Source organism: Colwellia sp., assembly GCF_013214175.1.
In the GTDB taxonomy this organism is placed as follows: Bacteria; Pseudomonadota; Gammaproteobacteria; order Enterobacterales; family Alteromonadaceae; genus Colwellia.
Window position 1 is genome coordinate 250,441 of sequence record NZ_JABSPA010000005.1, and the last position, 21,466, is coordinate 271,906.

General features: G+C 39.2%; 21 protein-coding genes. 6 read left to right on the forward strand and 15 right to left on the reverse strand.

What is annotated here, in order from left to right; all coding sequences use genetic code 11:
• Window positions 1-37: 37 nt before the first annotated feature.
• The 3 genes from HRT55_RS13945 to HRT55_RS13955 form a co-directional block, all read right to left on the reverse strand.
• Entirely contained in the window at window positions 38-1,318 is a 1,281-nt protein-coding gene (locus tag HRT55_RS13945; RefSeq protein ID WP_291622208.1) for a TRAP transporter large permease subunit, read from the reverse strand.
• Window positions 1,318-1,839 (reverse strand): TRAP transporter small permease subunit, encoded by a 522-nt coding sequence (locus tag HRT55_RS13950; protein WP_291622210.1) that lies wholly within the window; start codon window positions 1,837-1,839, stop codon window positions 1,318-1,320. The genes HRT55_RS13945 and HRT55_RS13950 overlap by 1 nt, the downstream gene beginning before the upstream one ends.
• A gap of 109 nt (window positions 1,840-1,948) precedes the next feature.
• Window positions 1,949-3,037, reverse strand: coding sequence for a TRAP transporter substrate-binding protein (locus tag HRT55_RS13955; RefSeq protein ID WP_291622212.1), 1,089 nt, complete (start codon window positions 3,035-3,037; stop codon window positions 1,949-1,951).
• 282 nt (window positions 3,038-3,319) lie between these two features.
• On the opposite strand from HRT55_RS13955, the gene HRT55_RS13960 reads away from it, so the two are divergent.
• Both HRT55_RS13960 and HRT55_RS13965 read left to right on the forward strand, forming a co-directional pair.
• On the forward strand, window positions 3,320-4,456 hold the full coding sequence (locus HRT55_RS13960) for an FIST signal transduction protein (RefSeq protein WP_291622213.1): 1,137 nt from the start codon (window positions 3,320-3,322) through the stop codon (window positions 4,454-4,456).
• Between the two features lie 14 nt (window positions 4,457-4,470).
• Window positions 4,471-6,282 carry a bifunctional diguanylate cyclase/phosphodiesterase gene (locus HRT55_RS13965; protein ID WP_291622214.1) on the forward strand — a complete coding sequence of 604 codons (1,812 nt, stop codon included), beginning with the start codon at window positions 4,471-4,473 and terminating at the stop codon, window positions 6,280-6,282.
• Between the two features lie 12 nt (window positions 6,283-6,294).
• Here the strand turns inward: HRT55_RS13965 and ubiA are convergent, their stop codons facing one another.
• Together ubiA and HRT55_RS13975 are read right to left on the reverse strand one after the other, a co-directional pair.
• On the reverse strand, window positions 6,295-7,158 hold the full coding sequence (gene ubiA / locus HRT55_RS13970; protein WP_291622215.1) for a 4-hydroxybenzoate octaprenyltransferase: 864 nt from the start codon (window positions 7,156-7,158) through the stop codon (window positions 6,295-6,297).
• A gap of 49 nt (window positions 7,159-7,207) precedes the next feature.
• A complete protein-coding gene (locus HRT55_RS13975; protein WP_291622216.1) occupies window positions 7,208-7,828 on the reverse strand; it encodes a chorismate lyase in 621 nt (206 codons plus the stop codon).
• Between the two features lie 185 nt (window positions 7,829-8,013).
• Here HRT55_RS13975 and HRT55_RS13980 point away from each other — a divergent pair, with 185 nt between their 5' ends.
• Entirely contained in the window at window positions 8,014-8,403 is a 390-nt protein-coding gene (locus HRT55_RS13980) for a flagellar basal body-associated protein FliL (protein WP_291622217.1), read from the forward strand.
• A 362-nt stretch (window positions 8,404-8,765) separates the two neighbouring features.
• Here HRT55_RS13980 and HRT55_RS13985 read toward each other — a convergent pair whose 3' ends face one another.
• The 9 genes from HRT55_RS13985 to HRT55_RS14025 form a co-directional block, all read right to left on the reverse strand.
• Window positions 8,766-10,001 (reverse strand): ABC transporter permease, encoded by a 1,236-nt coding sequence (locus HRT55_RS13985; RefSeq protein ID WP_291622218.1) that lies wholly within the window; start codon window positions 9,999-10,001, stop codon window positions 8,766-8,768.
• Window positions 10,002-11,183, reverse strand: a complete 1,182-nt coding sequence (locus HRT55_RS13990) for an HlyD family efflux transporter periplasmic adaptor subunit (RefSeq protein ID WP_291622219.1) — start codon at window positions 11,181-11,183, stop codon at window positions 10,002-10,004.
• Complete coding sequence (locus tag HRT55_RS13995; protein ID WP_291622220.1) at window positions 11,180-12,337, reverse strand: efflux RND transporter periplasmic adaptor subunit; 1,158 nt, start codon at window positions 12,335-12,337, stop codon at window positions 11,180-11,182. The genes HRT55_RS13990 and HRT55_RS13995 overlap by 4 nt, the downstream gene beginning before the upstream one ends.
• Window positions 12,330-13,286, reverse strand: a complete 957-nt coding sequence (locus HRT55_RS14000) for an HlyD family secretion protein (RefSeq protein WP_291622221.1) — start codon at window positions 13,284-13,286, stop codon at window positions 12,330-12,332. Before HRT55_RS14000 ends, HRT55_RS13995 begins: the two co-directional genes overlap by 8 nt.
• Window positions 13,271-13,954 (reverse strand): ABC transporter ATP-binding protein, encoded by a 684-nt coding sequence (locus HRT55_RS14005; protein WP_291622367.1) that lies wholly within the window; start codon window positions 13,952-13,954, stop codon window positions 13,271-13,273. Before HRT55_RS14005 ends, HRT55_RS14000 begins: the two co-directional genes overlap by 16 nt.
• 95 nt (window positions 13,955-14,049) lie before the next feature.
• Window positions 14,050-14,931, reverse strand: a complete 882-nt coding sequence (glpG, locus tag HRT55_RS14010) for a rhomboid family intramembrane serine protease GlpG (RefSeq protein ID WP_291622222.1) — start codon at window positions 14,929-14,931, stop codon at window positions 14,050-14,052.
• Window positions 14,932-14,936: 5 nt separating this feature from the next.
• A complete protein-coding gene (glpE, locus tag HRT55_RS14015) occupies window positions 14,937-15,263 on the reverse strand; it encodes a thiosulfate sulfurtransferase GlpE (RefSeq protein WP_291622223.1) in 327 nt (108 codons plus the stop codon).
• A gap of 127 nt (window positions 15,264-15,390) precedes the next feature.
• Window positions 15,391-16,416, reverse strand: a complete 1,026-nt coding sequence (gene tdh, locus HRT55_RS14020) for an L-threonine 3-dehydrogenase (RefSeq protein WP_291622224.1) — start codon at window positions 16,414-16,416, stop codon at window positions 15,391-15,393.
• Window positions 16,417-16,513: 97 nt separating this feature from the next.
• Entirely contained in the window at window positions 16,514-17,722 is a 1,209-nt protein-coding gene (locus tag HRT55_RS14025; RefSeq protein WP_291622225.1) for a glycine C-acetyltransferase, read from the reverse strand.
• Between the two features lie 148 nt (window positions 17,723-17,870).
• On the opposite strand from HRT55_RS14025, the gene HRT55_RS14030 reads away from it, so the two are divergent.
• Entirely contained in the window at window positions 17,871-18,329 is a 459-nt protein-coding gene (locus tag HRT55_RS14030; protein ID WP_291622226.1) for an Lrp/AsnC family transcriptional regulator, read from the forward strand.
• Between the two features lie 50 nt (window positions 18,330-18,379).
• On the opposite strand, the gene HRT55_RS14035 is transcribed toward HRT55_RS14030, so the two are convergent.
• Complete coding sequence (locus tag HRT55_RS14035) at window positions 18,380-19,261, reverse strand: hypothetical protein (protein WP_291622227.1); 882 nt, start codon at window positions 19,259-19,261, stop codon at window positions 18,380-18,382.
• 74 nt (window positions 19,262-19,335) lie between these two features.
• Between HRT55_RS14035 and waaA the strand changes: the two genes are divergently transcribed.
• Both waaA and HRT55_RS14045 read left to right on the forward strand, forming a co-directional pair.
• Complete coding sequence (gene waaA / locus HRT55_RS14040; RefSeq protein ID WP_291622228.1) at window positions 19,336-20,682, forward strand: lipid IV(A) 3-deoxy-D-manno-octulosonic acid transferase; 1,347 nt, start codon at window positions 19,336-19,338, stop codon at window positions 20,680-20,682.
• Window positions 20,679-21,440: a 3-deoxy-D-manno-octulosonic acid kinase gene (locus tag HRT55_RS14045; protein ID WP_291622229.1), complete on the forward strand. Its 762-nt coding sequence runs from the start codon at window positions 20,679-20,681 to the stop codon at window positions 21,438-21,440. Before waaA ends, HRT55_RS14045 begins: the two co-directional genes overlap by 4 nt.
• Window positions 21,441-21,466: the final 26 nt, after the last annotated feature.

The following is a 21,466-nucleotide window of genomic DNA, read 5'->3' on the forward strand; positions in this document are numbered from 1 at the left end:
CTTGGGTTCGGTAACCTTAAGATGCCACTTTACTGGGCTAGGAAATTATCAAATACTCAGGAAATAATATTACCAGCAGTAGCACCATTATTTGCATCAGAATAAAGGGGATAACACCTTTATAAATAGTAGTTGTTTTCATCCATTTAGGGGCTACACCTTTTAAGTAAAATAGACTAAAACCAAAGGGCGGTGTTAAAAATGAGGTTTGTAAGTTCATTGAAATTAATATGGCAAACCAAACCAAATTAATATCTAAGGCAATGGCGACTGGTAACAAGATAGGCACCACTAAAAAAGCAATTTCAATAAAGTCGATAAAAAAGCCTAAAATGAGAATTGCTAACATGGCTAAAATAATAAAAGTCCATTTACCGCCAGGTAGCTCCATAAAGAAGTCTTCTATCAAATATTCACTGCCCGAGTAACTAAATACCATAGAAAATGCCGTCGCACCAATAAGTACTGCAAAAACCATGGAAGTCACTTTCACCGTCTCTTTAGAAACTTCATGCATTTTACTAAAAGAAAAACTACCATAGAAAATAGATAAGATAACCGCACCAACAGCGCCGATAGAAGCCGATTCAGTGGGTGTGGCAATACCCGCAAATATAGAGCCAAGTACAGCAAGAATAAGTACTAACGGCGGAACTATATCTTTTAGCGCTTGTACTAGTAACTCTCGTTTGCTTTCGGTAACCACCAGAGGTGGCATTAATTCGGGTTTAAACTTGCCTAAAATTAAAATATAAGCTGTATAAAAAATCACTAACAACATACCGGGGATCACCGCCGCACGGAATAAATCACCCACAGGTACACCCATAACATCACCCAAAATAATTAAGATGATAGAAGGCGGAATAATTTGCCCTAAGGTGCCCGAAGCACAAATAACCCCAGCAGCAGTTGGCTGGTGATAGTTATTTTTCAACATAACTGGCAGTGAAATAACGCCCATAGCAACGACACTAGCGCCAACTACACCTGTTGATGCAGCCAATAAGGCACCTACAATGATAGTTGAAACTGCCACGCCACCAGAAATTCCGCCAAAAAGTTTCGCTGAAGATTCTAACAAGCGTTCGGCCAAGCCGGTTTTTTGTAAAACTATGCCCATAAAAATAAACATAGGCACAGCCATTAAAATGGTGTTTTCCATAATGCTCATTATGCGATAAGGCATAAAAGCGAATAGATCTGCGCCCAAAACAATAGTGCCAACAATTAATGAAACGCCAGCAAAGGTAAAAGCAACCGAATAACCTAAAAACAAACAAACTAGGGCAATAGCGAACAGTATAATACCTGTCATTATTGTGCCCCTTTTTCAGGCTGAATTGGCGTGGTGAGAGTTTTCACTTGAGTAAGCAGCACATGGAAAATAGCAATAATTAAGAAGATGGAAGAAAGTGGAATAACACTGCGCACTATCCAACGATGCGGTAAGCCGCCAGGGTCGGCACTGCCCTCGCCCATTTGATAGGCTTCAAAGGTGTAGTCCCAGCTGTAATAAAGAATAACTAAAGTGATAGGTAAGGCTAAAACTAACGAGCCCAAAATATTGACCCAAGCTTGTTTTTTCGCTGACATGGCTTCGTAAAAAATATCAACGCGCACATGAGAATCTTCTTTAAGGGTATAAGCAATACCAAACATAAACATGGCGGCAAATAAGTGCCATTCAAGCTCTTGCATACCAATACTGACATCATTAAAAAAATAACGCATGATAACGTCATAAAAAACATTGATGATCATTAATACCATCAACAAACTGCAAAAATTACCTAAGGCATCGATAATTTTACCCGTTATTTTTAACACTGAATCCATGTAGTATCTCTGTTAGTAAAACTTTTTAGTAACGATAGTTAGTAAATAAAATCAGTGAGCTAAGCTCACTGATTTTATTTAAAAGACCACTTTACCTTAACAGCAAAAGCTACTTGCCATCAAAATTATCAAGGTAGGCTCGATCAGACAAGTTTGTCCAAGCACGTACCTGATGTTTATAATCATTTAATGACTTAAGGATTTCCGCTGTCATCGGATCTTTAGCTGCAAACTCTGTTAATAACTCATCATTGGTTTTCTTAATAGCATTCATCACACTTTTAGGAAAAGAACGCATTTTTACGTTCGGGTAATCTTGTTTCAACGTGGCTAAGTTAACACCACTGGCATGCATTGATTGCGCGTACATATCATAAGCTGCTGCTTTCATCGCTACAGTTAGAATTTTCTGTAAATCTTTTGGCAATGAATTGTAAGCTTTTTCATTGACCATAAACTGCAACTCTGTACCTGGCTCATGCCAACCAGTGTAATAATATGGCGCTATTTTATGAAAACCCATACGTAAATCTAAAGAAGGACCAACCCACTCTAATGCATCAATAGTATTACGTTCTAACGCTGTATATAACTCACCTGATGGGATATTAGTTGGCTTAGCGCCTAATTTTGCTAATACTTCGCCAGCAAAACCAGGAATACGCATTTTCAGACCTTTAAGGTCTGCAACGCTATTAATTTCTTTTTTGAACCAGCCACCCATTTGGTTGCCGGTATTACCACCAGGAAATGATAAAATACCATATTGATCATAAACCTTTTTCATTAACTCCATGCCACCGCCATAGTAGAACCATGCATGCTGTTCAGAAGCAATCATGCCAAAGGGTACGGTAGTAAAAAACATGGTATTAAAGTTTTTACCTTTCCAGTAATACGAAGCAGAATGACCCATTTGATATTGACCACTCTTAACAAAATCAAAAATACCTAATGCTGATTTATGTTTATTTGAAGAATCAATACGAATGGTTAACCGGCCATTGGACATTTCTTTGACCATTTTAGCCATATTTTTTGTGGTATCGCCAAAAATAGGAAAGTTAGGACCCCAAGTTTCAGCTAAGCGCCAACGATATTTTTTGTCATCATCGGCATGAGCTGACAGAGACAGCCCCAATGAGGATAAACCTAGCGATACCACGAGTGCCGCTTTTACGAAAATTGATTTTTTCATCTGTTCCTTCCTTTTAACTTATTGTCATTAATTATTTTTATATAAGAACTTATTATTGTAGAAATTCAATTGAGCCTACTAGTTGTACTTTGCTTTGATTAAAGAACGCAACTAGACATAAGTAGTAGTTATATTTTTCTTAACCCGCCTAACGAATATAAACCAATACACAAGTGCTTGTACGGCAATACAATAATTAACACTAGTTTTCTGCTAATAACTTAGGCATTATGCTAGGAGTAGTGCGGTAATAATAATAATAAAATCAAGAGATACAATAAGATGAATACTGGATTATTCACTTGGCATACTCATAGCGACACCTTATGCGATTTTAAGCACGGCTTAACTATTGCCCAAAATAGCGGGGCAAAAAGTTTATTAGTGTTAACCTGCAGCCAAAATCATTACCCCGAAGATAAGCTCTCCTCACTATTAAGCGCCTGCCCACTGACAATCTTCGGTGGTATTTATCCCATGCTTACCTTACAAAATACTTTATTAAAGCAAGGCGCTTTGATTATTGGTTTTAACGAAACCTTTGATGTCACGGTATTTTCACAATTGCATCAGCTCAGTAATGAAGACAAGTTAGAAGATGTCATTACCACCACGCTCGAACAAAAAAAGAATTATTGTGGTCATGATAACTTTTTGATGTTTTATGACTCTTTACTCAACAACATCGAAGACTTTATCGATTGTCTATTTGAGTGCTTAGATCACGAAATCAATATCGCTGGCGGTGGTGCCGGTAGTTTAGACTTAATCCAACGTCCCTGTATTTTTACTAATCAAGGACTGCACAGCAATGCGGCTTTACTCGTCACCTTACCTAGCAAACTCAGTACCGGTGTTGGCCATGGCTGGAGAATTTTCCAGGGACCTTTTTTAGTCTCGGATGCACACGGACAAACAGTGCAAAGCTTAAATTATCAACCAGCACAGGAAGTTTATTGCCAAGCCATTGAAAGTGCTAGTGAACATAGATTTAATAACGATAACTTTTTCGATATCGCCAAGAACTTCCCCCTCGGTATTGAAGATATTAATGACAACTTGATCGTACGAGAACCTATTTCCGCCGATAATAACCACTTGCAATGGCTTGGCAATATACCAATTAACTCTATGGTTTATTTACTGGAAAGTGATACTGAGACGTTAATATCCTCGGCAGAACAAGCCGCTATCACTGCATTTTCCACCGCATCAGAGATTACATCAACGTCGATGATCTTTGATTGCATTAGTAGGGTGTTATATATGGAAGATAAATTTGAGCAAGAACTTGATGTGATCGCCAAACATTGCCCAACACCAATATTATTTGGTGTACTTTCCTTAGGAGAAATAGCCAATAGTGCCAGTGGCGCTATTTGCCTTCTCAATAAATCAACCGTAATCAGCTCTTGGTAGCAACTAGGTGAGCAATGAATAAAGCACTGTTTATTATTTCACTACAACATGAGCTTGCCATGGCCATCGGCAATAAGCTTGATTTAAAAGCCATGCTGAAAGTTTTTTTAAAGGTATGTTTTAGTCGCCTAAACTTAACCAGTGCCCATATTTATGTACATTGTGATCATAGTGGTATGCCTCGTAAATTAGCGGCGCTGGAAAGTAAAAATTATCAGCATTTATTAAGTATTCCTAAAAATAAGATCGGCCAACCCTGGCAACAGAATTCAGTATTATCCAACTTTGCCGAGCAACTTAATCATGCTCAGCAAAATATTTCCTTTCGATGTAAAAATGATCATTTTTTGTTTGGCTTTATCATCCCTGATCATGGCTTACTTGTGTTCGAAACCCATTATGCCTTAGCGGATGAAGTGCAAAAGGCCTTGCTACCCATTTTACAAAAGCTAGCGACTAGTTGCTATACCTCACTAGTGCACGATTCACTGGTTAAAGAAGTCCATTCAAGACAGCTCATCGAAGAAAAAGTAGCCTATCAAGCACAGCACGACGGTTTAACGGGTTTATTCAATCGCCAACATATTAATCATCTACTGACCAATGCTATTGAAGATGCGCACAGCAGTAAGCACATTGGCACCATCATCTTTATTGACCTAAACCGTTTTAAGCCAATAAATGATGCCATGGGACATACCGTTGGCGATAAAATATTACTCACTCTAGCAAACCGTCTGCATTCTTTAAGTAGTGACCATATCGATGTCGGCCGCTTTGGTGGTGATGAATTTATCATGGTGGTAAAGAACCTTAACTTCGGCTATCAAGATGCCATCAGCCAATTAATTAGCCAAATTAATGAGTTACTGGCAATACCTTTTGTTATTGATGCTAACTCATACAAACTCAGTTGCAGTATTGGTTATGCGCTTTTCCCATTACAAAGCAGCACAGTGAATAACCTCATTAAGTTTGCCGATATTGCCATGTACGAAGCTAAGCGCGCTAAAAGCAAACAAGGAAAACAATACCAGCCAGCAATGTCTGAAAAAATAAAACGCCGTCTAGCGTATGTCGATGATATGAAGCGAGGTTTAGAGCACGGAGACTTTAAACTATATTATCAAGCACAATATAATCATTATGGTGACATTATTGGTGCTGAGGCACTATTAAGATGGCAACATCCTGTGCATGGTATGGAGTCACCTGGGGTTTATATCCCGATTGCCGAAGAAAGTGATTTAATTCTCGCCATTGGCCAGTGGGTATTAGAGCAAGCCTGTCGTGACATCAACAAACTTGAGCAATTGACTCTACCAGAGTCCTTTAAGAAAATAGCCATAAACGTTAGCGCTAAACAGTTAAATCAACATGACTTTCAAGAACGGGTGCTGCATGCTATTAAGCAAAACAACATTCCCGCTGAACGTTTAGCGTTAGAGTTAACAGAAAACCTTCTGGTAGAAAACATTGAAGATTCCATTAAGTTAATCGCCTCGCTCAAAGCCAATGCTATCGATTGTAGTATTGATGATTTTGGTACCGGTTACTCCTCACTTACCTACTTAAAGCGTATTCCAGCCAGTGTATTGAAAATAGACCGCTCTTTTGTCGCCAATATTGAGCAATGCAACGAGAGCGCCGCCATTGCCAGTATGATTATTAGTTTGGGAAAAACCCTGAAGATGAATATTCTTGCTGAGGGTGTTGAAACAGCTGAAGAACTCAACTGTTTAAAAGTCTTGGGTTGCTATCAATACCAAGGTTATTACTTTAGTGAGCCTTTACCCTTTGATGAGTTTATTCAACTGCTGAATTAATTCAGTAGACGACTATAAATACTCAATGGATATACCAACAAATACAATCAAGCCGACCCAATGATTATGCAAAAAAGCTTGGAAACAGGCGTCACGATCTCTATTTACAATCAATAACTGTTGATAGCTAAACAAGCCTGCAGCCACAATAAGACACAGCTGATACGGCCAACCAAAGGCTAAGATGTCACCTACTGTCCACAATAAAGCCAAGGTCATTAATTGCAAAAAACCGATAATGCGCTTATCGTTTTCGGCAAATAAAATAGCCGTAGATTTCACCCCTATTTGCACATCATCATCTCTATCAACCATGGCGTACATGGTATCGTAAGCAACGGTCCAACATAGGTTAGCAGCAAAGAGTAACCAAGCCACTAAGGGTATCTGACCTTGTGCTTCAGAAAAAGCCATGATCATGCCCCAGCTAAAGGCAGCACCTAAAAACACTTGTGGCAACTGGGTATAGCGCTTCATAAATGGATAGAGCGCCGCTAAAAATACCGCGACCACAGAGAGATAAATAGTCGGCCAACTAAGGGTCAGCACTAAGCCAAGCGCCATGCCAATTAACACACCAAATAAGTTAATAGCCTCGGTTGCACTCATCATGCCATTCACAAGGGGTCTATTTTTAGTTCGGGCAACCTTGCCATCTATTTTTCTATCGGCGTAATCATTTATCACACAACCCGCGCTGCGCATGATAAACACACCTAAACTAAAAACCAACAATATGTGCATGTTAGGCCAGCCATCGCTAGCAATCCATAATGCCCAATACGTTGGCCATAATAATAGATAGGTACCAATAGGTTTATCCATACGGGTAATTAACTTAATCGCTAACCACTTTTGTTGCAGTTTTTTTAGCATGTATCTGGTTTCTTTTTAGTATTTTGTTATCTAGTTAATCGGTGTTTTATTAGTTTGAGACGCTAACATTTTCTGAGCCTTGATAAGCAAAGGCATCAGGTAAAAACACCTCGGCAACCATCAAAGGCTTATTGTCCAACATAAAGATAGAACGACGCCCCCAAAGTTCTTTTTTTGGTTTCTCAGTTAATTTAGTTGCTAAAATGGCGACACTGCTGTCAGCTGAAAAAGAGGAGAGTACTAACTGTAAGCGTTGCAGTGAAGGGTTATTAAACAGCACTTGCCCTAAGGGTTGCTCACCTAAATTGCCAAGCACTTGCTCTTTGCCGGTCAAGCTAGCTAAAGGCAGTAAACTGCGAGCAAAAACCTGTGGTACGCCATCGCAATATAAAATGACTTCCCGTACTAAAATAGGTTCACCTACTTTAATAAGGTTACAAGCTTCTGCTGCTGAGCATAGTTGTTGTTGCTCACCAATGACCTTAACTTTAAAGTTTTCGCAGCGGCTTTTTAACCGGGCGGTAAGTGAGCCTTCATCAAGCAACCAATCTTTAAGTGGCACCGGCAACTCAGCAAATCGCTCATCGCTAGGTGATTGCCATTGACCCGCTAAGGTTATCGGGAAAATTACTGGAAATGTTACCGGAAAGTTCACAGTTTTCTGCTTCATGAATCTACTTTATAAAATGATCAATCGTTAAAATCGTCGCTATAGTAGCAGACCTAAACAGTAAACTCATTTATCTCAATCAAGGGAGTAGCAGAATTAAAATTTCATAAAAAATAATCAGGTAAAAAACTAAAATCAGGTTATGATAAGGGTAAGTTCAATCATCCCTAATCGACTGTTATTTTATGTTTAAATCCTTAATTCTCTTTTCTATTTTATTCACTTTAACCATTGGTGCCTCTAGGGCCAATGCTAGCGATTATGCTTACTATGGTTTTGAGCCTGACATTGTCACCAATTATATCGCGGTGAAGAAGAAAATGGGTTATGTACGCTTAACGGTAGAGCTAATGGTTGCCGGTGATGACTTTAGCATAGTGGAACATCATGCACCTTTATTACGCGATGCCATAATCAACATCATTGGCCAACAATCGGAAGCGAAAGTTAAGTCGATGAAGGGCCGCGCGGAAATTCAGCTACAGTGTGAAGAGCAAGTAAAAGAGTTACTCATTAGAGAAACCGGCCAACCACTGATTAAAAAGTTACTCTTCACTCAATGGCTAGATAATTAAGCTGAATTCTACTTAATAAATTTTCCTTTACGGCTGTTATTACTAACGTCTACGTTAAACTCTCTTGTAATAGGCAAGCGTTATATAAAAACACTTAGGTAAACTCATCACCTAAGTGTTCATTTCAATACCCCTTAAATACCAATTCCATTAAATTATTGCTCACTTGTGCTGGTTAAAATACTCCAAGGCGGCGTAGCTCTCAATCCCAATAGCCAGCTATTGGTCAATCGAGCGCCTTGCTTTGATTTATTTTTCCTACACACAACAAGATCACAAACTTAATGGAACTGGTATAACATCACCATACCGCTGTTCAGATGAACATAAGCAACATCATCGTTGAAGTCTCTTACTTAAGTCTAATCACTTTGCAGGGCATCAATCGGGTTAAGCTTAGATGCTTTAATTGCTGGGTAAACGCCAAAGGTAAGCCCTACCATTGCACATATACTAAAAGACAAAATAATCGCGGTCAGTGACCAGGATACGGCCCATTGTGAATAGATAGAGATCAATTCTGACAGTAAGATACCAAAGAACACACCAAGAATGCCCCCCATAATAGAGATAGTAAAACTCTCGGCAATAAACTGTATTTGAATATCTTTTTGTGTCGCGCCGACAGCCCTTAATAAACCTATCTCTTTGGTACGCTCAAGCACTGTTGCCAGCATAATATTCATTATGCCAATACCGCCCACCAGTAAAGAAATACCCGCAACACAAGACATAACAATATTGAAAATTTGCTGAGTTTGTTTTTGTTGCGCCAATAATGCCGCAGGAATGACAATTTCATAATCAGCCACTTCATTATGACGACGTTCTAATAAATGGCTAACCGCTTTGGCTGCTTCAATAGGGTCAACTGAGTCATTTAGTTTTAACTTAATGCTATTAACTTCACTGGCAAGATCTTTACTGGCAAACTTATGAATGGCTGTATTAAGGGGAATAAAAACCCTATGCTGATCTCCACCCAGTTTAATTCCTTGAAACTCGGCCTTTTTCAAAAATGGCGCCGTTAAAATACCAATGACCTTAAACCATAGATGATTTATTTTAACATTCTTACCTAGCGCACCACCGAGTGGAAACAGCTGTTTTGCACTCGTTGAACCAAGCACAACCACTTGTGAAAAGCCTAAATTATCACTTTCATTAACTAAGCGACCTTGCTCAAGGTTAAACTTAGACAAGGTAAAGAAGCTTGGACTGACTCCCATCGCTTCACCATCACTCTTGCCTTGAGCACTAAAAATACTATAAGTATCAATTACCTTTTGCGCGCTAAAAGACTCAACAAAGGGTAATGAGCGCGCACTTATCTCACCATCTCGAATGGTTAAACCTGAGGAGTGTTTTCGCTGCTCTTTTAACTCTTTGTCTTCAAATGTTTTTGTTTCAATAATTAGGTTATGCAAACCCATGGTATCAATCATTTTCAGTGCTTCACGCTCTGCACCTTCACCAATATTAAGCATGGCAATAACAGCGCCAACACCAAAAATCATCCCGAGTAACGTTAACAGCGTACGCAATTTATGTTGCGCTAGCTCAGCAAAGGTATCCTTAAAAATATCAATGTATTTCACTTAGCTGTGCTCCTGATCTGTTAACGATATTTGCTGGCCCGACTTTAGCCCTGAGACAATTTCTACATGGCTTAAATTTGCTTGGCCTAAAACAACTTCAGTCATTTTAAATTCATTATCCTCAAATAAATAAACATACGAACTATTTTCTTTAGTGAAAACAGATTGTAATGGCACGATAAGTTTATCTTGTGCTTTTTCTATTAAGATTTGCGCCTGCAATTTTCTTCCGGGCACAAATAGTTCGGTATTCTGCTGCTCAAGAATCACTTCAACTTCAAAGTACTTTTGTGGGTTGCCACGTTTAATAGATTTGGGGAATGGCGCTACCGAAGAAATTTTCCCGGTAAAAGGTTTATCGACATGGGCAAATAAATACAGATTAACTTCTTTTCCTTCTGCCAATTCTATCGCTTCACTTTCAATAACAAATAGCTTAGCTTTCATCTCTTTTATATTAGGTAACTCAGCTATTTTTTGGCCTGGCCAAACAGATTGTCCCGCTCTAGGCTTTTCACCCCGCCAATTTGCTTTATAAGCTAGTAAACCATCATGTGGTGCTTTTATTTCAAGTTGATTTAAACTGGCCGTTAACTGCGTTAACTTATCTTGTTTCTGTTGTAGCTTCATTTCAAGCAAACCCATATCACCGGCAGAACTATCGCTAAAACTATCATTTTTCCAGTGCAAGTATTCTTGTTTTGAAGCTAAGTAAGCGGTATTTTGCAGTGAGTCAATAATTTCAAGCTTGGAACGAATACGGACATCATCAATAGAAAAGTTTTCCGCAAATAATCGTTCTTGCTCAACCATGCCAATATCTCGATTGATCGCATCAAGCTCTTTATATAACATGCCAGTTTTTTCAATAATTTCTTGCTGAGTAATCGCCATTTCATTTTCTTTATTTCGGCTTTTAACCTGCATCGCTTCACCATCAAAACGAGCAATAATATCGCCCGCTTTAACGATCGAAAATTCAGGTGCCAACCAAGAAATATTCTGTACTCCCCCTCTTGAGACAGGGGCACTTATAATGGTTGCTTTTGCGGCGAATAGCTCTCCTTCAGCAGGGACTTCTATGGCGAAAGATTGTGACTTTACTTGGTACAATAGCGGTGATATTGGCGCCTCACTACAAGCACTTAACAAACATACCCCGAGTATAATTAATTTTTTCATTGTATTACCTCATCACCTAGCGATAAGCCTCGAGATATCACCACTTTAGTGCCGACAATATGACTAATTTTGATTTGTTTTGGCTCTTTATCAATCAAACTTGCGAGGTAAACTATATATTTACCATCGGTATTTGTTACTACTGTTACAGGGAGTGTTAAGACGTTATCTAATACCGCGGTCACCACTTCAATCCGTGCCGTCATTCCCGGCCTCATAACCGTGGCATCTGCTTTATCAAAGGCAATGATGGCATCAAAAATTCTGCGTTTGTCCTGAGATGACTTATCCCTAAATACTTTGCCGAGGCTTATTATCTTGCCTTGAAAAACTAATTCTTGGGTACCATCTAGGGTTATTTTTACCTTTTGACCTAGCGCTACCTTACCGCTATCTGGCTCGGCTATTTGCGCCTTTAACTGCATTTTTTCAACCACTGCCAGCTCAATAATAGGCTGGCCAAATTGCACACTTTCGCCAACAGCTGGCTTCTCTCCTTGCCAATCACTCTTATAAATAACCATACCATCCATAGGCGCTTTTACTTTTAAGCGTTCAATATCACGATTAAAATTATTCACTTCAGCAGTAATTCGATCAACTTTTCCTTGAGCTAACTTTAGATTAACTATCTTGTTGTTTCGTTGGTATTTCAGTTTTTTCTTAGCTAAAAACAGATCGTTTTCAGCAATGGTATAGTCTATTTCAGCCTTTCTTCTGTCATTTGACGAGCGACTATTATCAACAATTTCAGCCTTTCGCTTCGCTTTCTCAAATTCCATCTCTTTTTCTGCCACCACTAAAATCAGCTCTTGCTCGGCTTCTTTTTCTTTAACTATTTTATTTTCCAGTTCTTTTTCAGCTCGGTCTAGATCAGCTTGTTTATCAATTAGTCTGTCGGTGACTTTTTGATCATCAAATGAAACTAAAATTTGACCTTTTTTCACTTGGCTATTTTCAGGGACCAATTGCTTAATTTGATATTGCCACATTCTTGCAATAGACGGTGGCGCTATCATTGCCGTTTGCTGTGACTCAAGCTCACCACTTGCCGAGACAATGACCTCAATACGCTCTTGTTGCACTGTTTCTACAGCAACCTGTTCACATGCTTGCAATAACAGCAGTAAACTCGCTAAAGCAAACTTATTCATGATTTGTTCCTTCAAATTCTAATTGCACGCTCATACCCGGTAGTAAGGTTAATGTAGATAGCACATCAAATTTAAAAACACTGCGGTAATAAACACCCTTACCCCATTCCTTTCGTTCTTCTGGCTGGGTTGAAATATCCGTTAACTTCGCGGTAAAGCTATCTTCAGGAAAAGCATCTAAGGTACATTTTGCGCGACTATTTAGGTTCAAGTTTTTATAATCAATCTCATGAACCCATGTCTCAATATATAAGCCATTCATCGAAGGAATTTCGGCTATCTTCCATGATGGTTGTGCAGTCATACCAACAAAAACTTTTTCACCAGTCCATGGATGACTGCCGTATAAAACGGGTCCGCTACGCTCAGCATAAACACTCATTTGTTGGAGCTTATGACGATTGTATTGCAGTTTTCCTTGCATCTTTTTGATAGCCAATTTTTGCTTAGTTGTCGCCACAAGGTTTGCTACCTTTGTTTGCTTTAAGTTTTCCTTGGCTTTTGCCTTTGCTACCAAGGCTTTTTCAAACTCTAATTGATTTTTCTCATAATCGTATTGGCTCAAATATTCTATGGTGATGCTGGCATCAATGCGGCTTTTCTCTAATAATAGTACTGCTTTTTTTTGACCAAAAGTGGCTTCTAACAGTGTTTGTTTATTGCTGCTTGCTATTCTGTGCAGTTCTTCTTGTGCAACAATTAAACTCACTTCTTCCTGCTCGATTTGACTTTGAATAGAGCCACTATCAAATACCACCACCAAATCGCCTTTTTTAGCTATATCACCTTCTGGTAGCATCCACTGGACTTGTACTCGCCAACTATCCGTTTTCGGTGCGTAAAAGGTTTGATTGTCACTGGCTTTGATCTGTCCCGAAAGAATAAAAGCATCATTAGCGACACTTGAAAAAGAGAGTAGTAATAAACTAAAAACTAAGCCGTTAAACATAATTTCTCCTGAACCACTTGCCCGTCTTTCATGCGAATGGTGCGATCAGCATACCTAGCAATATCTTCTTCATGGGTAACCATGACAATTGTTTGCCCTTGTGTGTGTAATTCACACAATAAGTCCATTATTTCATATGAAGTTGTAGAGTCTAAGTTACCCGTTGGCTCATCAGCAAAAATCACTTTAGGGTTATTCACTAATGCTCTGGCAATTGCTACGCGCTGTCGTTGTCCGCCAGACATTTCGAAAGGTTTATGATGGGCGCGATCTGATAGTCCAACTTTTGCTAGTAACTCTTTACCCCGACGTTCGGACTCCTCAGGAGTCACATCACAATAGCGCAGCGGTAAAGTCACATTTTGTAGGGCAGTTAAGCGCGGCAGTAAATGGAAGGTTTGAAAGATAAAGCCTATTTTTTCATTGCGAATTTTAGATAGACTTACATCATCGATATCTTTCACAGATAAATCTGACAGGTAATATTCACCGGAAGTAGGAGTATCAAGACAACCAAGAATATTCATTAAGGTTGATTTGCCAGAGCCTGAGGCTCCCATGACTGCGACAAATTCATTTTCTTTAATAACTAAGGATACATTTACGAGGGCGTTAACTTCAATGTCACCGGAACCGTAAGTTCTAGTGATGTTCTCAATCCTGATCACTTGCTCTATCTCCCTATTTTGAATAAGCATTTTAACTTATTGAATCATAGAAATAAAAAAATAGAAAGGTTAGTTAGTAAGCAAATGTATATTGTCTACAATTTCTTTATAACCTTTACCGTGAACACGGCAAGTAAGCAGCCAGACAGTAACCCCAGTAAGTGTGCGGTATTAGCAACATTAACTGGTAGTAAATCAACAAAGCCTAGTACTAGCCAGAAAAGTAAAAAGCCAACTATCGGTTTAGACAGTGATAAACCACGCTCAGGTGCTAAATAACCAAACCACCAGACAAAGCCCACCAAGGCATAAACGACACCGGATAAGCCGCCAAAATTTGAGCCGGATACTAAAAACTGTCCTAGGTTAGAAACAATTGCCGAGATAAGTAATATATTAATTAGCGTTGCTTTACCTAATGTCTTCTCAATACTGCCACCCAATTGCCACCACCACATGGTATTAAAGACAATATGCAGCCAAGAAAAATGAAAAAATGCTGGTCCAATTAAGCGTATGGGGTCGGCTAAAAAAGCATTAAGTGATAATTGCGGGTAAAACTGTAAGGTATTGAAAAGTTGCTGCGCCCAACCAAGTTCACTGCCAAGAAAAACCAACCAACAAAGGCTAAAAACCACTAAGGTGACAATACCCGCATGGGCTAAAAAATTTTCTTTAAAGTTGGTGAATAAACTGAAATCATCGCTATTTAACGTGACTGCTTCACTTCTATCCCATGCCGCTTGTTGATATTTATCAGCATAGGGTTGCAAAATAAAGGCATCAAATTCTGCTTTTGCTTGGCAGATTTTATCCTCAGGGCAATAAATTATATAGCCCTGATCTTCGCTTGCCTTAAGCTGAGCTTGGATGCCCAAAGATTGTAAATAATTACTAAATAGTAAGGCAATATTATGGTCTTTAACTTGTACCAGAGGCTGTAAAGTATCCATATTCTCAGCAGGCCCATTTGTCATGCTAATTATCGCTCAATATTGTCAGGAAATTCCGTTTGCCATTGGGTAAAACCGCCATCAAGAGAGTAGACATCGGTAAAATCTTGGCTAATAAGGAATTGTGCCGCTTGTTGGCTAGAAATGCCGTGATAACAACAAACAACTACCGGTGCATCCAGATCAGCTGCACGTAAAAAGTCAGCCATTGATTCATTGGTTAAATGAATCGCTTGAGCAATATGGCCATTGGCAAAGGAATTTTCATCTCGAATATCGACAACAACATGTGATTTATCCGCCATAACTTCTTGTAGAGCACTGACTGACATATGTTTGAAACTATTATCTGACACTTTTAATTCCTCAATTAACCTTTATTTTTAATCACGGCCTTAGTGACAGTGAATTTTTTGTTTTACTCAACTTAATAAAACGCTACCCAGCTAGGGTAGCGTTTTTGTAGCAGTTAGTATAACGGATTTAGGTCCAATCTAAAATCACCTTGCCCGATTGGCCAGAGCGCATCATATCAAAGCCTTGTTGGAAATCATCAATCTTGTAATGATGGGTGATAATTGGCGTTAGATCTAAGCCAGATTGAATCAAACTCGCCATTTTATACCAGGTCTCAAACATTTCACGGCCATAAATACCTTTAATGGTTAAACCTTTAAAAATAACTTGGCTCCAATCAATAGCCATTTCGCCACCTGGAATACCTAACATGGCAATTTTTCCACCATTGTTCATATTTTCTAACATGGAGGTAAACGCCATTGGCACACCTGACATTTCCATGCCAACATCAAAACCTTCATTCATGCCTAACTCTTTCATGACATCTTCTAGTTTTTCTGTACTGACATTTACCGCACGAGTAGCGCCCATTTTTCTGGCTAGATCAAGGCGGTACTCATTAATATCTGTGATAACGACATGGCGAGCACCAACATGCTTGGCCACTGCAGCAGCCATAATACCGATAGGACCAGCACCTGTGATCAAAACATCTTCACCCACTAAATCAAACGACAATGCGGTGTGTACTGCATTACCAAAGGGGTCGAAAATTGCAGCTAAATCATCTGAAATTTCATCGGGCAATTTAAAGGCATTGTAAGCGGGTATCACTAAATATTCAGCAAATGAACCTTCACGGTTTACACCAACACCTACCGTATTGCGACATAAGTGCGTACGACCACCTCGGCAATTGCGACAATGGCCACAAGTAATATGACCTTCACCTGAAACACGGTCACCTATAGTAAAGCCTTTTACTTCTTGACCAATACCTACCACTTCACCTGCATATTCATGGCCGACCACCATAGGTACAGGAATCGTTTTTTGTGCCCATTCATCCCAATTGTAGATATGGATATCAGTACCACAAATAGCAGTTTTTTTAATTTTGATAAGTAGATCATTATGACCTAGTTTAGGCTTTTCGGTACGGGTTAACCAAATACCTGGTTCTGCTTTTAATTTAGCTAAAGCTTTCATTGTCGCTCTCTATCTTTTTAATTCTTAACTGATTACAAGTTGTATAGCCCAATTAATTATCAAACAAAAATTGGGCTATACAAGTAGTGAATTTTAACTAGATAACATCCATATCTTTACCAATACGAATAAAGGCTTCAATTGCATGGTCTAACTGTGCTTTAGTGTGTGCAGCAGAAATTTGTGTACGAATACGTGCTTGCCCTTTAGGTACTACCGGGAAAGAGAAACCAATAACATAAATACCTTCCGCTAATAACCGGTCAGCCATGGCACTAGCAACTTTAGCATCACCTAACATTACCGGCACAATCGCATGATCAGCACCAGCACAAGTAAAGCCAGCCGCTTCCATACTAGTACGGAAATAAGCAGCATTATCTTTCAATGTTTTACGTAAAGCACCGCCTTCTGCTAAAAGCTCAAGTACTTTTAATGACGCATTAACAATCGCTGGCGCTAGTGAATTAGAAAACAAGTAAGGACGAGAGCGTTGACGTAACCATTCAACTACTTCTTTTTTCGCTGCAGTGAAACCGCCTGAAGCACCGCCCATAGCCTTGCCTAAAGTACCAGTGATGATATCAACACGACCCATCACTTCGCAGTACTCATGACTACCACGGCCTTGTTCACCGACAAAACCTACCGCATGTGAATCATCAACCATTACCATGGCATTGTATTTGTCCGCTAAATCACAAATACCTTTTAAGTTAGCTATAACGCCATCCATTGAGAAAACGCCATCGGTGGCTATTAACTTGAAACGTGCGCCAGCGGCATCCGCTTCGATTAAACTTTGCTCTAGAGCAGCCATGTCATTGTTGGCATAACGAAAGCGTTTCGCTTTACACAAACGTACGCCATCAATAATAGAGGCATGATTTAAGGCATCACTAATAATAGCGTCTTCTGGCCCTAATAAGGTTTCAAATAAACCTCCATTAGCATCAAAACAAGAAGAGTATAAAATGGTATCTTCCATACCTAGGAATTCACTGATACCTTGCTCTAAGGTCTTATGAATATCTTGTGTACCACAAATAAAGCGCACTGATGCCATACCAAAGCCATGTTCATCTAAACCAGTTTTTGCTGCGGCAATGAGTTCTGGATGATTTGCTAAACCTAAATAGTTATTGGCACAAAAGTTAATCACTTCTTCACCAGTATTAACGGCTATCTGTGGCTGCTGAGCAGTAGTAATAATACGTTCAGCCTTGTATAAACCATCTTCTTTTACTTGCTCAATTTGTGCAGTTAAATGTGAATAAAAACCTTTCGTAGATACAGAATCAGTCATGTAAATTCCTTAAATAATTATTGTGCTTTAATAATCATATTATCAACTCAGGCCGGCTACAATAAAAGTGACACAACTTGGTAATATGACCTTTTTTATAGTAAAATTGACATATAAAGCTGTCAAAGTGTAAGTTAATGGCTATTTTATGAATGTAGTCAGTAAAATGGAGTGTAGTTTGTTAACCGAAAAAGATGAAGAATTGTTGTCAATATTACGGCTAAATGCCCGAGCAAGTGTTTCAGATATCGCCAGAGCAACAGGCGTTTCTCGAACAGCGATACAAAATCGACTCAGTAAGCTTGAAAATAATAAGGTGATTAAAGGATACAGCGTTGTGCTCAACAGCGCATATACCAGTGGTTTGATTTCCGCCAATGTCTCGTTAAAAGTAAAGCCAAACTTACGAAAAACTATTTGTATCGCCTTAAGGAAAGTTCACCAAATTACCCATATCCATTCGATAAGTGGCGAATATGACTTATTGGTTACCATACAAGCCAGTACTCTAGAAAAACTCAGTGACGTACTCAATACGGTATGCTCAACTGAAGGTGTAGAAAGAACCAATTCTGCTATTATTCTTGATACCATCTTTGAGCGTTAGTGCTGCCCTGTTGCTCCCTTAATCTCTCTGAATATCTCTTTAGGCTGCTTTTAACGTAAAGTGAATTTCAACCAAAGGGCAATATCATTAACCAAATATTTATTGGCCCTAATGACCTGGTAATTGAGCTTGTCACCTTTGTACACTTGCAACTTTGAATGTCTCGCACCACTCCAAGCAAAGAGCTCCTGTGCTGTAGCATAGCTTATGGCGTGCTGAGCTGAACTAATAAAATAACTGGGAATATCAACCAGATTTTTATAACGCTCTTTATCGCCATAAGACATATCGGGCGTTAATAACACCATAGAGCTTAAGTGCACTTTTTCAGCTAATGCTACTGCATAAGCACCTGCACAACCACTAGCAACAATTGAAATCCCCTGACTTTTATCAACTTTTTTGCGTAAGTATTCATAAGCCGCCAGTAAGTCTTCTGTCCAATAAGACATCAATACCGCAATTTCAGTTTGAAAACTAATAATGTCAGTGGCATGTTTTTTCACTTCTAGTTTCGAATAGCCCTGAGCAACACTACTGCCATAGCCGCGAAAATCTAACGATAAAGTATGTAAACCTTGCTCGGCAATACTTGTCGATAAGCTTTGATAATTGTTTCGTTGACTATGACAGTCATGTAAAACGATAACACCGGGCATATTTTTAGCCGATGCTTTATCGGGGAAAAAGCGATAATCAGCCGTTAATAAAAAGTTATGGTCAGGACGTGCTTTAAACTTTACTTGGTATTGAAGGGCTAGGTTGATCTTAGCTTGCATAGCTGATTTGACCTCATCCTCAGGAAATACACCTTGTGCATAAGCAGGCATAGCTAAGCTATAAACCATCATGATACCCAGATAAGTAAGGCATTTTAATTTGCAGATGGCGAAGGTTTTCATTAATTTTTGCTGTATGGCTTTTACCATCATAATTGCTAACGCTTATTTGGATACCCTTTGGTATAATCTACCGACAAACTCATTATAGAGCAATATTCACCGACATGATTTCCTTGCTATTTTACCGAATTTTACTCTTACTATTACTGCCACTGCTACTCATTTTTTTGCTGTTTCGCTCTAAAAATAATAAAGCCTATCGTCAACGATGGTCTGAACGATTAGGTCTATTTCCAAAACCTTGCCAGCAAGCTGGTATCGTCGTTCATGCTGCCAGTGTTGGTGAAGTAATCGCGCTAAAAAGCTTTATCGAAAAGTTGTTACTCACTTACCCTGATTTACCTATTACCATTACTTCCTTTACCCCGACAGGCTCTGCACAAGTCAGCAAACTCTTTGGCAGTCGTGTGCAACACGGTTATCTACCACTGGATTTATTGCCTTGTACGGCATTATTTCTACATAGATTGAAACCAAAAATGATGATTTTCATGGAAACCGAGTTATGGCCGAACTTAATTGCACAATGCAGACAACAAAACATTAAATTATTACTGATCAACGGGCGGTTATCGAAAAAGTCTTTAGTAAGCTACCAAAAAATTAGCCCACTTATTAAACCCTGTTTAAATAGTTTCGATAAAATATTGACCCAAAGCCAAGAAAATTTACATCATTTCTTACAGCTAGGTGCGCAAACAAGTCGCTGTGCGAATAGTGGCAACTTAAAATTTGATATCAGTATCAACGAGCAAGTAATGGCAAAAAAGACCGAGTTAGCCAAATTACTTTTTGCTGATAGTAGTCAAGCCAAAAGAACCATTTGGTTAGTCGCCAGCACCCATAATGGTGATGAAGCTATTGCCTTGGCTGCCTTTAACGAATTATTAGCTCAATATCCTCAGTTATTATTAGTGCTAGTGCCGCGCCATCCCGAACGCTTTGAGCAAGTAGCCAAGCTTTGCCTTGAGCACGACTTATCATTGGCTAAGCGCAGTGAAAACACTGTGATAACTGATGAACAAGTATGGTTACTCGATAGCTTAGGTGAGTTAATGGCGGCTTTTGCTTTAAGTGATATCGTCACTATGGGTGGCAGCTTCAATGAAGTGGGCGGCCACAATCCATTAGAGCCAGCGTTATTTAATAAGCCAGTCATCGTTGGCCACAACATGAGTAACTTCAATGAGATCATGCAACAGTTAAGGCAAGCAGATGCCATTATTGAACTGGTTAATGATTCAGATGTTAATAGCACTACTCAATCAACGTCGCAGCAATTAGCCGATGCAGTAAGTAAGTTATTACAACAACCAGCACGACAAAAGTCGCTTGGCGACAAGGCATTTAACGTAGTACTTGCCAATCAAGGTGCCAGCGATAAAACCTTAGCTCAAGTACAAGAGTTCTTAGCGAGTAACAGCACCAAGCCATTAGGAGAAAACTCTTGAGCCAAACGATAACCAGTGAAAAATTTTCTAAGCTTGAGCAAGGTAAAACCACTTGTTTTTTCAATGAAAGCCTTATTAGTAACTTCACTGCCGAGATGCTCAGTCCAAGTTATTGGCAGCAACAAGATGCGGTTACTGGCTCTGCTCAAGGACGTGGTACCACTTGGTTTGTTGCTTATAAAGATAACAACAATAATCAGCATGATTGGGTATTGCGCCATTATTACCGTGGTGGTTTAATTGGTAAAATAATCAAAGATTCCTACTGGTTTAGCGGTGTAGAAAGCAGCCGTGCGGCATGTGAGTTTGCCCTGCTGCGTCATATGAAAACCTTGCAACTTCCGGCACCTGAGCCAGTTGCCTATCGCGTTATTCGCCATAAATTAACTTACCAAGCAGACTTATTATCAAGCCGTATTCAAGATGCGCAAGATTTAGTGGCAGTATTAAGTGAAAAAACTTTAACTGATGATGTTTGGCAACGCATTGGCGCCACCATTAAACGCTTTCATCATCATGGTATTTATCACCATGACTTAAATAGCCATAATATTTTGCTAGATGATAAAGAACAGGTATTTTTAATCGACTTTGATCGTGGTGAACTGCGCACTAACCCAGTAAATACTGAGTGGAAACAAGCCAATATGGCGCGTTTACAACGCTCGTTTTTAAAGGAGTTAAATAAACTCGAACAGTTTTATTTTACCGAGAAAAACTGGCAGGCATTGATGTCTGGCTATCAAGATTTAAATTAAGATAATAAGACTTAATATGGTGTGGA